This window comes from Burkholderia pseudomultivorans (assembly GCF_001718415.1).
GTDB lineage: Bacteria > Pseudomonadota > Gammaproteobacteria > Burkholderiales > Burkholderiaceae > Burkholderia > Burkholderia pseudomultivorans_A.
This window is the reverse complement of sequence record NZ_CP013378.1, coordinates 627,336-641,195: the sequence shown is the minus strand read 5'-3', so window position 1 is coordinate 641,195 and position 13,860 is coordinate 627,336. Positions and strand designations below refer to the sequence as shown.

The following is a 13,860-nucleotide window of genomic DNA, read 5'->3' as shown; positions in this document are numbered from 1 at the left end:
CATCGGCCCGCGCCCGTGTGCCACGCCGCTACGACCACTCCTCCGGCGGCGTCTCGCCGCTGTCGTCCTCCCAGTGCGGCTCGCCGGTCTCGTCGCCGCGCGGCGTCGTCACCGGTCCGGCCGAGCCGGGTTCGGGCGGCCGCCGCGCGGCGCGCGACGCGCTCGCGCGAACCCGCGTACGCGTCGGCGCGACCGTCCGCTGGCCGCCGCCGCGGCCCTTCGCCGGCTCCTGCTCGTTGGCGTTGCGCTCCTTCGTACCCTGCCCATTCGACACTGCGTTCATGTTGCGCTCCTGCTCGCTCGATCTCGACGAAGCAGCGCAGCAATTTCGATACCGCGCGCAGGCAAGCGCCTTGCTACGGTTCGTATCCCATCCCGCTCCGGAGGTGACGATGTCGAACGGAAACAAATCGCCCGCGGCCACGCGCCGACGTCTCGGCGCATGGCTGGCGGGCGAGGAAGCCCACATGGCCGCCTATCGCCGGCGCATCGCGGCCGACGCGCAGGCCCACGCCGGCGACCGGCTGCGCACGCCGGCCGTGCAGGAACTCGCGCGGCTGTTCGACGACAACGCGGTGCTGCAGATGGGCCTGTCGCGCGCGATCGACGAGGCGCGCGACGCCGGCCACGACCTCGGCTACGGATCGATCGGCGAGCTGATGACCGTGATCGACCACCTGATGACCTATACGCCGCCGTTCAGCGAAGCGAGCCTGATCGTCTGTCCGCTGAACGCGTTCCTCGACCGGCCGATGTGCATGCCGTCCGGCTATCCGGTATTCCGCGACGCGGCCGTCAACGCGCACCTGAAGCGCGTGCTGACCGTCTGGTGCGACTTTCTCGGCGGCCCGCACTCGCGCGTGCACCTCGACACGACGCCGCCGGACGGGTGGTTCTGCGAAGAAGCGCGACGGCGCGTCGGCCTGTCGCAGTTCCAGTATCGCGAGGACCAGCCGCACTGGGGCTTCGACTCGTGGAACGATTTCTTCACGCGGCGTTTTCGCGCCGGCGCGCGGCCCGTCGCCGCGCCCGACGATTCGCACGTCATCGTCAGCGCGTGCGAGGCTTCGCCGTACCACACCGAATCGAACCTGCAGCTGCGCGACCGCTTCTGGATCAAGGCGCAGCCGTACTCGCTGCGCGACATCTTCACGCCGGCGCGGCTGCCGCTCGCCGAGCGCTTCGTCGGCGGCGACCTCTACCAGGCCTACCTGAGCGCCTACAACTACCATCGCTGGCATGCGCCGGTGCGCGGCACCGTCACGCATGCGTACCGGATCGACGGCACCTACTACTCGGCGCTCGACGCCGAAGGGGAGGACCCGGCCGGACTCAACGACTCGCAGGGCTACATGACGGCCGTCGCCGCGCGCGCGGTCGTCGCGATCGCCTGCGACGATCCGGCGATCGGCACCGTGGCGGCCGTGTTCGTTGGAATGGGCGACGTGTCGTCGTGCGTGATCGACGTGGTGCCGGGCCAGCACGTGGACAAGGGCGACGAGATCGGCTATTTCCAGTACGGCGGCTCGACGTACTGCCTGCTGTTCGAGGCCGGCGTGATCGATCGCTTTCTCTACGCGCCGCCGTTCGACGGCGACGCGCCGGTCGTGCAGGTCAATTCGTCGGTCGCGATCGCGCGCTGACGGCCGTGCGGCCCCGCGGCGGGGCGGCGCATCATGCGTCGCCGTCGCCGCGGCGGCGGTCCTCGCCGTCGCGCTGCACGCAGCGCAGCACCGAGCGGCCGTCGGCGGTCAGCGCGGCCCGGCGTGCGCCGGACGCGTCGTCGCGCATCACGATCAGGTGGCGTTCTACCAGGGCGACAACGTCGTCGCGGTCGAGCTGGAGCTGTTCCGGTGCACGTTGCACCAGGAACAGCGTGGCGAATTCATGGGCGGTCAGCATGCTCGTCTCCCCGTTGACGGCGTGGCGCGCCGCGACGGCGTCGCGGGCGCGTCCGGCGCGCGCCGGCGGGGACAGGCACGCAGGAGTCGTGCCAGGCGGCCGCTCCTGCGAGGCTGCCGACGCATCGCGTGCACCGCGGGGTCGGGTCGCGCAGCCGCCTGCCGCCGCTGAAAAGTTTTCAACGGCGTGTAACCGCCGCACGCCGGCCGTGCGTCAGGATCGGGCGCGATCGCGCTGCGCGGCCGCGAGCCGTTGCGCGCGGAAATAGCCGCTGTGCAGGACCGCGCCGCCGTGGCCTTCGGCCAGCATTTCGGCGCAGGCTTGCGCGATGCGCGGGCGCCCGCGATCGAACGCGTCGCGCAGGTCGGCTTCGAGCGCGGAGCGCGCGCCGAAATGGTCCTCCAGCGCCTCGACCGTGATCGCGCCGCTCGCGCGCGTGCCGCCGACGTCGACGACGAAGCGCATCTGCAGCGTCGCGCCGTCGTAGACCGGCGCGGGATCGTCGGGAATGGTCGCGTGGATCGTCATCGTCCTCCCTCCGTGGGCGTCATGTGCCGGCGGCCGTGGCCGCCAGGCAGTCGACCAGCGCGCCGTTGAAGGCGACCAGGTCGTCGGGCTTGCGGCTCGAGATCAGGTTGCCGTCGCGCACCACCTGCTGGTCGACCCACTTGCCGCCCGCGTTGCGGATATCGTCCTGCAGGCTCGGCCAGCTCGTCATCGTGCGCCCGTCCACGAGGCCGGACGACACCAGCAGCCAGCCGCCGTGGCAGATCACCGCGATCGGCTTGTTCGCGCCGGCCGCGGCGGTCACGAATTCCCGCGCGGCGGGGATCATCCGCATCGCGTCGCCGTTCACGACGCCGCCGGGCAGCACGATCGCGTCGTAGTCGCCTTCGCGCACGTCGTCGAACGTGCGGTCGACCTTCACGCGACGGCCCTTGTCGACATGGCGAAATCCCTGGATCTCGCCCGGCTGCCGGGAAATCACCTCGACCTGCGCGCCTTCGGCCGTCAGCGCGCGCTGCGGTTCGACGAGCTCCGCTTCCTCGAAACCGTCGACCGCGAGTATCGCGACCTTGCAATGCGCCAGTTTGCCAGTCATGAATCTCTCCGTTCGGGCTGCGGCACGGGTCGTGCCGTGCCGGTCGTCGAGCAAGCGCCATGCCGGAGCCGGCCGGGCGTGCCGACGATGGACGACGATCTGCGGCCAGGGGGCGACTGCAAAGATTTCAATCGCGTGTAACCGGCCGGCGCGGGATCGCGACGCCAGTCGGCCCGCCCTCGCCGCCCCTCCCGACGATCACTGCAGGCGGCATGCGACGTCGAGCATCGCGTCGGTCAGCTCGACCGTCAGCGTCCGTTCGTCGTCCAGTCCGGGCAGTTCGTCGAGCATCTGCTGCACGCGGTCGTGCAGCATCGCGTGCACGCGCATCCGTGCGCCTTCGTCGAGGTCCGCGTAGCGCTCCATCGTGTCGCTGTCCAGCGCGAGCACGACCGCGTGCCGCGCGGCGTCGGGCGGGGCATCGGGCGCCACGGCCCAGGCTGCGTGGAACGTGATCCTGCCCGTCGCCACGTCGAATTGCACCGTCGTGTTCAGGTCGTCGGCATCGGCGGCGTCGCCGTCGATGTCGTCGGTATTGAAGCCGATCCGGGAGTTCGATTGCATGATGTCCTCCTGCGTGGGGTTGCGCGTGCGCCGCGCCGGCCCGGCCGGCGCGGGCGGCGTCAATAGCCGCTGGAGCCGGCGCTGCCGGTGCCGCCCGCGCCGCCGCCGCCGGAGCCGGTCGCGCCCGGCGAACGGCCGTTGCCCGCGCCGGCGCCGGCTGCGCCCGGCTTCACGTGGCCGCTCGAGCCGCTGTGCGAGCGCATGCCCGGCTGCGCGCCGCGCTGCGACATGTCCGGCGGCGCCGTCATGTCCTGGCTGCCGCCCTGGTTCGACATGCCTGCGGCCGGCGGCGCACCGGTGCCCTCGTCCGGGCGTTGCGAGTTCTGGGCCCATGCGGCCGGGGCGGCCGCGAGCAGCGCGACGGCCGCGCAGGCCAGCACGCGGCGCAGGGCCGGTTTCGATTCGGGTGCAGCGTTCATGGCGTCATCTCCGTAAAAAAAGAGGAATTCCCGCCTCCCTGCTTCAGCAAGGCCCATGCCGCCGACGCGGGAAAAACCCGCCGCACGGCCGGCATGCGAATTGCGGCTTGCGTCAGCCGAAACGTTTTCGACGGAGCTTGACGCGATGCCTTCCTCCTCCCCCTCGCACGCGCACGGCAAACGCCTGACACGACGCGCCGGCCGGGCCCGCAGCGCCGATTCGCGACACCCTCGCCGCTGGTCCGGCGAAGTCACGCAGAAAAGCGACGCGCTCGACATCGAGCCCGACATCTTCAAGTCCGACGATCCGGGCGCGATCGCCGCGTCGCTGAAACGCTCGGCCGAGCGCAGCCGGCGCCGCAAGGCGTCGCCGTTCCAGTCGGCGATGTCGATGCTGAACTTCTACGTGAACCGCGCGGGCCGCAACCTGCCGAAAACGCGGCGCGCCACGCTCGAGCGCGCCAAGCGCAAGCTGCGCGAAGCGTTCGGCCGCAAGCCCTGACGCGCGGCCGCGCGACCGGTTTCACGCATGCACGACACGCTGTGGTATCTGATCGTCGGCGCGGTGCTGATGGGCATGGGCGTCGCGACGTCGGCGCTGCGCCATCTGCCATGCAGCACCGCGATGATCTATCTCGCGCTCGGCGTCGCGCTCGGGCCGGCCGGCGCCGGCCTGCTGCGGCTCGATCTCGAACGCGACGCGCCGCTGCTGCGCGCGATCGTCGAGGTCGCGCTGCTCGTCTCGCTGTTCGCGATCGGGCTGCGGCTGCGCGTGCCGCTGTCGGACCGGCTGTGGCTCGTGCCGTGCCGGCTCGGGCTGCTCGCGATGATCGTCACCGTGCCGCTGCTCGCGGCCTGCGCGGTGCTCGCGCTCGGCCTCGACTGGGGCCCCGCGCTGCTGCTCGCGGCGATCCTCGCGCCCACCGATCCGGTGCTCGCGCACGACGTGCAGGTGCACGACCCGGGCGATCGCGACCTGGTGCGCTTCGCGCTGTCCGGGGAAGGCGGGCTGAACGACGGCGTCGCGCTGCCGTTCGCGCTCGCGGGTCTCGCGCTGTGCGGCGCGCGCGACGCGACGCACGGCCTGCCGCCGCTGTCGGCCGCGTTCGCGCTCGCGACGGTGTGGGGCATCGCGGGCGCGCTCGCGATCGGCGGCGGCCTCGGCTGGGTCACGACCTGGACGATCGGCTGGCTGCGCACGCGCCATGCGCAGGCGCTCGGCCTCGAAGGCTTCTTCGCGCTCGCGCTGATCGTGCTGTCGTTCGGCGCCGCGCAGCTCGCGCACACGTTCGGTTTTATCGCGACGTTTGCGGCAGGCGTCGCGATGCGACGCGTCGAGCATCGCGCGAGCGGCGATCGCGCGCCGCGCGAGGTGATCGGCCAGATCGACTCGGCCGACGTCGTCGCGACCGAAAAGCACCCCGACAAGGCGCATGCGTTCATGGCCGAATCGGTGCTCGGCTTCACGATCGAGCTCGAACGGATCGCGGAGGCGGTCGTGATGACGATGGTCGGCAGCGTGCTGGCCACGCTGCCCGGCCCGCTGGTCACGTGGTCGGCCGTGGCGCTCGCCGCGCTGCTGTTCGTCGCGATACGGCCGCTCGCGGTGCTGCTCACGCTGTCGGGCTCGCGCGCGACGCCGGCGCAGCGCCGGCTGATGGCCTGGTTCGGCATCCGCGGGATAGGCTCGTTCTACTACCTGCTGTTCGCGCTCGAGCACGGGCCGTCCGCAGCGGTGCGGCCGCTCTCCGCGCCGGTGCTGGCCGTCGTGTCGGCCTCGGTGATCGCGCACGGCATCTCCGCGACGCCGCTGATGAACTGGTATCGCCGCCTGCAGCCGCGGCGCTGAGCGTTCACGACGTCGCGAGCCGCGCACGCATGCGCGCGGTGATCCGCTGCCGCGTGCCCGCGTAGTCTTCCCACGGATCGCGCGCGAGGTGTTCGAGTCGTTCGTGCAGTGTGTCGATCGTCCACTGCGCGCCGCCGGTGGTGTCGGGCACCTCGTCCCAGCCGATCGGCACCGACACGCCCATGCCGGGCCGTGCGCGCACCGAGTAGGCCGCGATCGTGCTCGCGCCGCGCCCGTTGCGCAGGTAGTCGATGAAGATCTTGCCGCGCCGGTTGCGCGGCCCCATCGTCGCGGTGAAGCGGTCGGGCAGCGCCGCCGCGACATGCTGCGCGACTGCGCGCGAGAAGTCTTTCACCTCGTCCCAGCCCGCGTGCCGCGTGATCGGCACGACCACGTGCAGCCCCTTGCCGCCGCTCGTCTTGCAGAACGACACGAGCCCGAGTTCGTCGAGCAGGCCGCGCACGAGCTGCGCGGCGTCGATCATCGCGCGCCACGGCAGCGCGGGATCGGGATCGAGGTCGAACACGATCCGGTCCGGGCGCTCGATATTGGACACGTGCGCGTTCCACGTATGCAGCTCGACCGTACCCATCTGCGCGGCGCCGACCAGCGCGTCGACGCTGTCGATCGTCAGCAGCGGCCCGTGACCCGGATCGAGGCCGGCATGCCGCGCGACGTACGGAATCTCGCGCCGATCCGCATGCTTCTGGAAGAACAGCTCGCCGGTGATGTCCTCCGGCGCGCGCACCAGCGACACCGGCCGCCCCGCGAGATCGGGCAGCAGCCACGGCGCGACCCATTCCCAGTAGTGCGCGAGATCGATCTTGCGGGTGCCGTGCTGCGGATCGACCACACGCTCGGGATGGGTGATGCGCACGCGGCCGACCCGATCGGGCGCGGCCTCGCCGCGGGGCGTGCCGGCGCGCGACTGCGCCCCCGTGCTGCGTCGGGTTCGCGCGCGCGTCGCGTCACGGTCGTGCTGCGCGCCGTCGCGCGCGCCATCCGTCGTGTTGCGCTCGTCCATCGTTGCCTCCGTTGCGGTGTGTCGTGCAACCTCCCTGACGATCTGCGCCGCCGGCTTGTCGTCGCGCAGCGCGATGAAGGCTGCCTGGCGCACGATGCCGTCGCCGGTCCATTCGGCGAACTCGCATTCGGCGACGAGCGTCGGCTCGACCCAGTGCACGCGCGTGCGCGACCACTCGCGCGGCGGCGGATCGAACGGCGCCGCGTCGCGTTCGTGCGCGCGCAGGATCGCGGCCAGCCGGTCGAGCGTGCGCGTGTCGAAGCCGGTCCCGACGCGGCCGACATAGCGCAGCGGCCCGGCGTCGCGTCGCTTCCTGCCGGGCGGCGCCGGCTCGTGCACGCCGAGCAGCAGCGCGCCGAAACCATTGCGGGCGCCCGACGGCTCGGTATAGCCGCCGATCACGAATTCCTGCCGGCGCCGGCATTTCAGCTTGATCCACGCCGGCGAGCGCCCCGCGCGATAGCGCGCGTCGGCGCGCTTGCCGATCAGGCCTTCGAGGCCCGTGTCGCACGCGTTCGCGATCAGCGTCGCGACGTCGTCGCCGAGATCGGGCGAAAAGCGCAGCCGCACCGGGTCGCAGTCGGCGAGCAGCGGTTCGAGCAGCGCGCGGCGCGCGGTCAGCGGCGCATCGCGCAGGTCGTAGCCGTCGAGATAGGGCAGGTCGAACACGAACAGCGTGACGGCATCCGCTCGCCCCGCGCCGAGCGCGTTCTGCAGCGCCTGGAAATCGGGCAGCCCGTGCTCGCCGAGCACCACGGCCTCGGCGTCGAGCCACGCGTCGTCGACGCCGAGCGCCGCGAGCGCGTCGCGCTGCGGCCGCAGCTTCGCGGTCCAGTCGCGCCCTTCGCGCGTCATCAGCGTCACGTGCCGTCGCGCGCCCTTGCCCGCGATGCGCGCGAGGATCCGGTAGCCGTCGAACTTCAGTTCGTAGCGCCAGTCGCCATGCGCGGGCGGCGCGTCGACCAGCGTCGCGAGCTGCGGCGCGACGCGCTCGGGCAGCGGCGCGCGCACCGCGCCTTCGATGCCGGACGGCGCGAGCGGGCGCGAAGCAGCGCGCCGATGCACGCTGCCCGGCTGCTGCGCGACGACGTCGTAGCCCTCCGCGTCGCGCGCCTCGTCGTCGCGTTCCTTGATCAGCAGCCATTGCTCCTGCCGCCCTTCCTGCCGGCCGCTGCGCACCAGCGCCCAGCCGCCGTGCAGCTTCCGGCCGTCGAGCCGGAACTTCAGCTTGCCCGCACGATAGCCGTCGCGTGCGCCGGCCAGCCCGCCGTCCGGCACCCACGTGCCTTCGTCCCAGACGACGACCGAACCGGCGCCGTAATGGCCGGCCGGGATCTCGCCCTCGAACGACGCGTATTCGAGCGGATGATCCTCGACATGCACCGCGAGGCGCTTCACCGACGGATCGACGCTGGGCCCTTTCGGCACCGCCCAGGACTTCAGCGTGCCGTCGAGTTCGAGACGGAAGTCGTAATGCAGGCGGCGCGCGTGATGTTCCTGGATCACATAGCGCAACGGCTGCCGGCCGCGCGCGGGCGGCTTCGACCGCGCGCCGGCTGCCGCGCGGCGCCGGCCGTGCGCGCCTTCGGGCTCCGGCGTCGCGTCGAAGCGGCGCATCCGGCGATAGGGTTCGAGCTTGTCGGCCATCGCGTCACCTCGCGTCGCGCGGCGTCACGCCGCATGCTTGCGGCGCGCGGGGGCCTTCTTCGCCGCCGGACGTTTCGCGGCCGTCTTGGCCGTGCCTTTCGCGGCCGGCTTCGCGGCGGTCTTGGCGGCCGACTTGCGCGGCGCGCTCGCGCCCGAGCGGCGACGCGCGCCGGTGCGCGGCGCATCGGCGTCGGCGTCATCGGCCGTGTCGGCGTCGTCGGCGCCGCGCCGGGCCGCCCCGCGCGCCCCGCCGCCGCCGCGCAGGCTGCGCTTCAGCAGCTCGGTCAGGTCGAGCACATTGGTCGCCTCGCGCGCCGTGGCGGCCGGCTGCTCGTCGATTTCCTCGATCCGGCCTTCGCGCACCTTGCGCTCGACGAGTTCGAGAATGTCGTCGCGAAACGTGTCGTGATACTCGTCGGGCGTCCATTCGCCGGACATGTCGTCGATCAGCTTCTTCGCCATCTCCAGCTCGCGTGCGCTGACGCCCGCGCGCTTCGCGTCGGCGACCGGCGACGACAGCTCGTCGAGCGGCCGCAGCTCGTCCTGCCAGCGCAGCGTGTCGAGCGCGAGCAGCGGCCCGACCGGAATCAGCGCGCCGAGATGCTGCCGGTCGCGCATCACGACCAGCGCGATGCCGATCCGGCCGCTGTCCTTCAGCGCGTCGCGCAGCAGCGCGTAGACCTTCTCGCCCTTGCGGTCCGGCACGAGGTAGTACGGGGTATCGAGATACAGGAACGACACGGCCGTCTCGTCGACGAAGGTCAGGATGTCGACCGTCTGCGTCGATTCGGGATTCGCCGCGCGAATCTCCTCGTCGGTCAGCACCACGTAGCGCTCCTTCTCGTATTCGTAGCCGCGCACGATGTCCTCGCGCGACACGTCCTTGCCGGTGCGCTTGTTGACCTGCCGATAGCCGACCGGGTCCATCGAACGCTTGTCGAGCAGCCGGAACGACGGCTTCACGGTGCGCGTGGCCGGAAACAGCTGCACGGGAACATGCACGAGCCCGAAGCTGATCGCGCCTTTCCAGATCATGCGTGCCATGCGTTGCCTCCTTGCGGCGCCGGCATGCCACCGTGCAGCGGCGCGCGGGCCCGGTGCCCGCGCCGCGCCCGCGGGAACGAAACCGCGCAGGCCGGCGAGCGCGACGCGATTCGCGGTGTCGCGCACCCGCACCGGCGGTGCGAAAGCGGTTGCGGGCGGCGCCGCGCGCCGCCCGGCATCACGGCGCGCGCAGCGCCGCGTTCAGTTCGTCGGCCGTCACGTCGAGCGCCACGCTGCATTCGATCGCCGCATCCTCGACACGCGGCTTGTGCTCGTCGACCGCGCGACGCGCGACATCGCACAGATACGTGCGCACGCGCAGGCGGTCGGCGGTATCGAGCGCCACGTAGCGCGCGATGACGTCCGGCGCGAAGCGCAGGTCGACCGCGCAGCGCCACTCGCGCGCGCTGGCGTCGACCGGCACGCGCACCCACGACACCTGGATCGTCAACCGCCCGGACGCATCGTCCGCGTGCACGACCATGGTCGACTGCGACGGAAAGCCGTTCGCCAGCGCATGCTCGAGTTCGGCGATGCGCTGCGAACGGTCGGATGTGGCGGTCATCGGCGCACGACACCCAGCAGCAGCGTGACCAGGAAGATCACGACGAAGATGTAGAACAGGATCTTCGCAATCTCGGCCGCCCCGGCGGCGATGCCGCCGAAACCGAACACGGCCGCGATGATCGCGATGACGAAGAAGATGATGGCGTATCGAAGCATGGATTCCTCCTGGTGGGAACTGCGGTCGCCGGCGCCCGTCGCCGTCGATCAAGAATCGTGCTTGTGCTTGGCTTTGCCGTGCGTCGGCGTCGAGGCCATTTTCTCGAGCTCTTTCTCGCTCATCGACTTGGCCATCGACTTCGACGGCGGCTTGAGGTCCGACATGCTGGTGCGGCCGCGCTTGGCCGACAGCGCAGCGCCTGCGGCCCGCTGCTGGGCCTGGGATTTGGCTGGCATGGTTCGCTCCGTTCAGTGCAGGGGCGCGCGTTCGTCCCGCGACGCGCGCCCGGTTCGGCCGCCTGCTTTCGTCACGCGGCGTCGCGGCGCCGCAGCTCGGCCGGCGGAATCTTCATCGCCTGGCGATACTTCGTCACCGTACGACGCGCAAGAAGAATGCCGCGACCCGCGAGGTTCTCGGCGAGCGCGACGTCCGACAGCGGATCGGTGTGGCGCTCGGCCGCGATCATGTCGCGGATCAGCACCTTCGCGGCCGATGCCGAGCACACGCCGCGCCCGGCCGCCTCGAGCTTGCGCGGGAAGAAGTGCTTGAACTCGAAGGTGCCGTGCGGCGTGGCCATGTACTTGTTGCCCGTCGCGCGCGACACGGTCGATTCGTGCAGGTCGAGTTCCTCGGCGATGTCGCGCAGCACGAGCGGCTTCATCGCGATCTCGCCGTAGCGGAAGAAATCGCGCTGCCGCGCGACGATGCATTCGCCGACGCGCTGGATCGTGTCGAAGCGCTTCTGCACGTTGCGGATCAGCCAGCGCGCTTCCTGCAGCTGCTGGCCGAGCGGGGAATCGCGCTCGCCGCTCGACTGCGCGAACAGCGTCGCGTAGCGCTCGTGCAGCCGCGCGCGCGGCAGCACGGCCGGGTTGATCGTGACGATCCATTCGTCGCGCACCTGGCGCACGATCACGTCCGGCACCACGTAGTCGCCGCGCGTGCTGCCGTAATGGTTGCCGGGCCGCGGGTCGAGCCCGCGCACCAGCGCGCAGGCCGCGTGCAGCGTCTGCGCGTTGCAGCCGATGCGGCGCTGGATCTCGGCCGTCTCGCGGCGCGCGAGCCGCTCCAGATAGTCGCGCGCGATCGCCTTCGCTTCGGCGAGCGCGGGCGTGTCGGCCGACATCGCATCGAGCTGCAGCGTCAGGCATTCGGACAGCGAGCGGGCCGCGATACCGGGCCGGTCGAGCATCTGCACGAGCCGCAGCGCGACCGCGAGATCGCGTTCGGACAGCAGCAGCGCGGGGTCGGCCGCACCGAGCAGGTCGGGCAGTTCCTGGCGCAGATAGCCGTCGTCGTCGAGCGCGTCGATCACGATGCGCGCGGCTTCGCGGTCGCGCCGGTTCAGTGGGTAGAGCCGCAGCGCGTCGTGCAGATGCTGGTGCAGCGACGGCTCGGCCGCCATCCATTCGCCGGGCGACAGGTCGCTCGCGTCGTCGCCCTGGCGGCCCGCGCCGCGCGGTGCGGGCGCGGCCGTATACGACACCTCGCCGTCCGGCGGGCGCACGTCGTCGCGTTCGGGGGACGGCTCGGGCGCGGCTGCTTCGGCCGGGTGGTCGGGCGCGTCGGCGGCTGCGGGCTCGTCGTCGGCCTGGCCGTCTTCGAGAAACGGGTTGGTGTCGAGCGCCTGCCGCAATTCCTGCTGGAATTCGAGCGACGACAGCTGCAGCAGGCGCAGCGACTGCTGAAGCCTCGGCGTGAGTGCCAGATGCTGACGCATCTGAAGCGCAAGCGTGACGGACATCGGGGTCCTCCTGACGGTTCGCGGTATTCGTATACCGGAATCATGCAGCTTTCGTGCCAGTCCTGCGAATCGCCGTGCCGCCGCGGCGCTCGGGGGTTCGTACCCCTTCCGCCGGCCGTCGCGGGACCGCTTTTTTACAAGCCCGCGGCAAGTTTGGACGCGCGCCGCGTGCCCGCGCCGGCGCGGTCGCGCGCGGACTGCCGCACGGCCTTCGTCAGCGCTTCGCGTCGATGCGGTCGACCGCCGAGCGATCGAGAAACGCGACCGTCAGTTCCGGCAGATACTGCAGCAGCCACAGCGCCATGTGACGCTCCTGTTGCAGGATGCGCTCGCAGCATGCGCGGATCTCGACTTCGGCGGCCGCCACCAGCGCGGTATACGCGGCGATCTCGACCTGCCCGAACGCGTAACCGCCCATCGCGACCTTCACCACCTCGTCGGCGGCCACCATGCCGGCCGCGACCTGTCCGTACGCGGCGACGCGCGCGGCGAGATCCTTGATCGCGGACGGCGACGTGCCGAGCCGATGCAGGCAGGCTTCGACGAGCGCCTGCTGGCCGAGCGTGTCGTCGAGATGCAGGCGCAGCCGGTCCTGCAGCACCGGATAGTGGCCGACGCGCTTCAGTTGCGCGTCGAGCAGCGTCTCGGCCTGGCGCTCCATCGCGTACGCGTCGCGCAACCAGTCTTCGAGATGTTCGTGCGGATTGGCCATCGCGCTTCTCCCGCCGCCGTGCGGCATGCGCGGCGCGGGCGTGCGGTCGCCGGGCCGGCGGCCGCACGCCCGCGTCGCATCAGGTCAGTACTGCATCGGCGGCGGCGTGCCCGGCAGCGGACGGTCGCTGCCCGCCGCGCCGTTCGGGCCCGGGTCGGGCACGTCGGTCGGCGTGCCGCTGGTCGTCCCCGGCGGCAGCGTGTTGCCCGGCGACGGACGCGTGTCGTAGCGCGTGTTCGCGTCGGGCATCGTCGCGGTCGGCGGCGACGCATGGCCGTCCGGCGGCGCCGGCGGCGGCTGGTGCGTGCCGTAGACGGGGCTCGGCTGCGTGCACGCGCCCAGCGCGCACGCCACGGCGAGCGCCGACGCGGCGGCGTAGATCGTGCGGATCGGTTTCATCGAATCCCTCCCGGAAGTCGAAGGCCCGGCGCGCCGGCACGGCACGCTCAGAGCCGGTTGAAGTGAAAATCCGCCGCGTAGGCGGTGGGCGCGCGCTGCGCCATCATCGCGTCGAACTCGGCCGCGATCCGCGTCAGCGCGCCGCGCTGCTGCGCGATATCGGCCTGCCCGAGCGCGGCGAACGCGTCGGCATCGAAGGTCACGGTCAGCGACGCCGGGTGGCCGTCGACGCGAAAGCCGACATGCAGCGCGCCGGCCGGCTGTTCTTCGATATGGAACGGCATCGCGCGCGCTTCGAAGTGGCGGCCGAAGGTTTCGGCGATATCGCGCAGCATGCCCGGCTGGACGCGGATGCTCATCGCGGCACCTCCGGTCGCGCCGTTCCCGCCGGCGGCACATACACCGGCGGCTCGCGCCCGGGCGGTTCGTCGGGCGGCTCGCGCTCCGGCGGCGGGCGCTCGGGCGGGTCGCCCTCCGGATCGCGATACGGTTCCGGTACGTCGGGCGGCACGTCGTCGTCGTGATCGGGCGGCGCGCGCCCGGGGTCGGTATCGGGCATCGGCGGGTCGGGCCGATGCAGCGACTGCGCAAGGTCCTGTTTCATGGTGGCTCCGTGGCGGTCGTGTTGCCGTCCTCGGCCGCAATCCCCGTGCCGTGCGGGGCGGCGCGCGATACTCGCGCGTCACGCGTGCGCCGGGCCCGGATCGGCGCGGGGCGGCGTCGCGCCGTG

Annotated in this window: 19 protein-coding genes; 3 read left to right on the top strand and 16 right to left on the bottom strand. The window is 71.8% G+C overall.

All coding sequences use genetic code 11. From position 1 onward, the window contains the following. Positions 1-28: 28 nt before the first annotated feature. On the bottom strand, positions 29-283 hold the full coding sequence (locus tag WS57_RS15700) for a hypothetical protein (RefSeq protein WP_069244524.1): 255 nt from the start codon (positions 281-283) through the stop codon (positions 29-31). 109 nt (positions 284-392) lie between these two features. On the opposite strand from WS57_RS15700, the gene WS57_RS15695 reads away from it, so the two are divergent. Then, positions 393-1,643, top strand: a complete 1,251-nt coding sequence (locus WS57_RS15695) for a phosphatidylserine decarboxylase family protein (protein WP_069244523.1) — start codon at positions 393-395, stop codon at positions 1,641-1,643. A gap of 31 nt (positions 1,644-1,674) precedes the next feature. Here WS57_RS15695 and WS57_RS15690 read toward each other — a convergent pair whose 3' ends face one another. The 5 genes from WS57_RS15690 to WS57_RS15670 all read right to left on the bottom strand — a co-directional run bounded on the left by WS57_RS15690 (position 1,675) and on the right by WS57_RS15670 (position 3,987). Continuing rightward, a complete protein-coding gene (locus tag WS57_RS15690) occupies positions 1,675-1,902 on the bottom strand; it encodes a hypothetical protein (RefSeq protein ID WP_059517835.1) in 228 nt (75 codons plus the stop codon). 213 nt (positions 1,903-2,115) lie between these two features. Continuing rightward, positions 2,116-2,430, bottom strand: coding sequence for a DUF1488 domain-containing protein (locus WS57_RS15685; protein WP_059517833.1), 315 nt, complete (start codon positions 2,428-2,430; stop codon positions 2,116-2,118). A 19-nt stretch (positions 2,431-2,449) separates the two neighbouring features. Further along, positions 2,450-3,004, bottom strand: a complete 555-nt coding sequence (locus tag WS57_RS15680; protein ID WP_009689382.1) for a type 1 glutamine amidotransferase domain-containing protein — start codon at positions 3,002-3,004, stop codon at positions 2,450-2,452. 198 nt (positions 3,005-3,202) lie between these two features. Further along, positions 3,203-3,568 (bottom strand): DUF3022 domain-containing protein, encoded by a 366-nt coding sequence (locus tag WS57_RS15675; RefSeq protein ID WP_038456023.1) that lies wholly within the window; start codon positions 3,566-3,568, stop codon positions 3,203-3,205. A 59-nt stretch (positions 3,569-3,627) separates the two neighbouring features. Further along, a complete protein-coding gene (locus WS57_RS15670) occupies positions 3,628-3,987 on the bottom strand; it encodes a hypothetical protein (protein ID WP_038455785.1) in 360 nt (119 codons plus the stop codon). Between the two features lie 145 nt (positions 3,988-4,132). On the opposite strand from WS57_RS15670, the gene WS57_RS15665 reads away from it, so the two are divergent. Together WS57_RS15665 and WS57_RS15660 are read left to right on the top strand one after the other, a co-directional pair. Beyond that, entirely contained in the window at positions 4,133-4,489 is a 357-nt protein-coding gene (locus WS57_RS15665; RefSeq protein ID WP_009690115.1) for a DUF3175 domain-containing protein, read from the top strand. 27 nt (positions 4,490-4,516) lie between these two features. After that, positions 4,517-5,836, top strand: coding sequence for a cation:proton antiporter (locus WS57_RS15660; RefSeq protein WP_069244522.1), 1,320 nt, complete (start codon positions 4,517-4,519; stop codon positions 5,834-5,836). A 4-nt stretch (positions 5,837-5,840) separates the two neighbouring features. Here the strand turns inward: WS57_RS15660 and ligD are convergent, their stop codons facing one another. From ligD to WS57_RS15610, 10 genes are all read right to left on the bottom strand, one after another. After that, the gene (ligD, locus tag WS57_RS15655; RefSeq protein WP_069244521.1) at positions 5,841-8,507 is read right to left on the bottom strand and encodes a DNA ligase D; all 2,667 of its coding nucleotides are present in this window, start codon (positions 8,505-8,507) and stop codon (positions 5,841-5,843) included. Between the two features lie 24 nt (positions 8,508-8,531). Further along, positions 8,532-9,551, bottom strand: coding sequence for a Ku protein (locus WS57_RS15650; RefSeq protein WP_059602306.1), 1,020 nt, complete (start codon positions 9,549-9,551; stop codon positions 8,532-8,534). Positions 9,552-9,729: 178 nt separating this feature from the next. Continuing rightward, positions 9,730-10,116 carry a DUF3022 domain-containing protein gene (locus WS57_RS15645; protein ID WP_069244520.1) on the bottom strand — a complete coding sequence of 129 codons (387 nt, stop codon included), beginning with the start codon at positions 10,114-10,116 and terminating at the stop codon, positions 9,730-9,732. Continuing rightward, positions 10,113-10,274, bottom strand: coding sequence for a DUF1328 family protein (locus WS57_RS15640; protein ID WP_006498332.1), 162 nt, complete (start codon positions 10,272-10,274; stop codon positions 10,113-10,115). The genes WS57_RS15645 and WS57_RS15640 overlap by 4 nt, the downstream gene beginning before the upstream one ends. A gap of 48 nt (positions 10,275-10,322) precedes the next feature. After that, positions 10,323-10,511 (bottom strand): DUF3008 family protein, encoded by a 189-nt coding sequence (locus WS57_RS15635; RefSeq protein ID WP_009690425.1) that lies wholly within the window; start codon positions 10,509-10,511, stop codon positions 10,323-10,325. Positions 10,512-10,582: 71 nt separating this feature from the next. Next, positions 10,583-12,019 carry an RNA polymerase factor sigma-54 gene (locus WS57_RS15630; protein ID WP_069244519.1) on the bottom strand — a complete coding sequence of 479 codons (1,437 nt, stop codon included), beginning with the start codon at positions 12,017-12,019 and terminating at the stop codon, positions 10,583-10,585. Between the two features lie 214 nt (positions 12,020-12,233). Next, on the bottom strand, positions 12,234-12,731 hold the full coding sequence (locus tag WS57_RS15625) for a DUF892 family protein (RefSeq protein ID WP_069244518.1): 498 nt from the start codon (positions 12,729-12,731) through the stop codon (positions 12,234-12,236). An 84-nt stretch (positions 12,732-12,815) separates the two neighbouring features. Continuing rightward, positions 12,816-13,130 (bottom strand): hypothetical protein, encoded by a 315-nt coding sequence (locus WS57_RS15620; protein ID WP_038455779.1) that lies wholly within the window; start codon positions 13,128-13,130, stop codon positions 12,816-12,818. A gap of 47 nt (positions 13,131-13,177) precedes the next feature. After that, positions 13,178-13,489, bottom strand: a complete 312-nt coding sequence (locus WS57_RS15615) for a hypothetical protein (protein WP_038455778.1) — start codon at positions 13,487-13,489, stop codon at positions 13,178-13,180. Further along, positions 13,486-13,734, bottom strand: a complete 249-nt coding sequence (locus tag WS57_RS15610) for a hypothetical protein (RefSeq protein WP_059602228.1) — start codon at positions 13,732-13,734, stop codon at positions 13,486-13,488. The genes WS57_RS15615 and WS57_RS15610 overlap by 4 nt, the downstream gene beginning before the upstream one ends. Between the last annotated feature and the right edge of the window lie 126 nt (positions 13,735-13,860).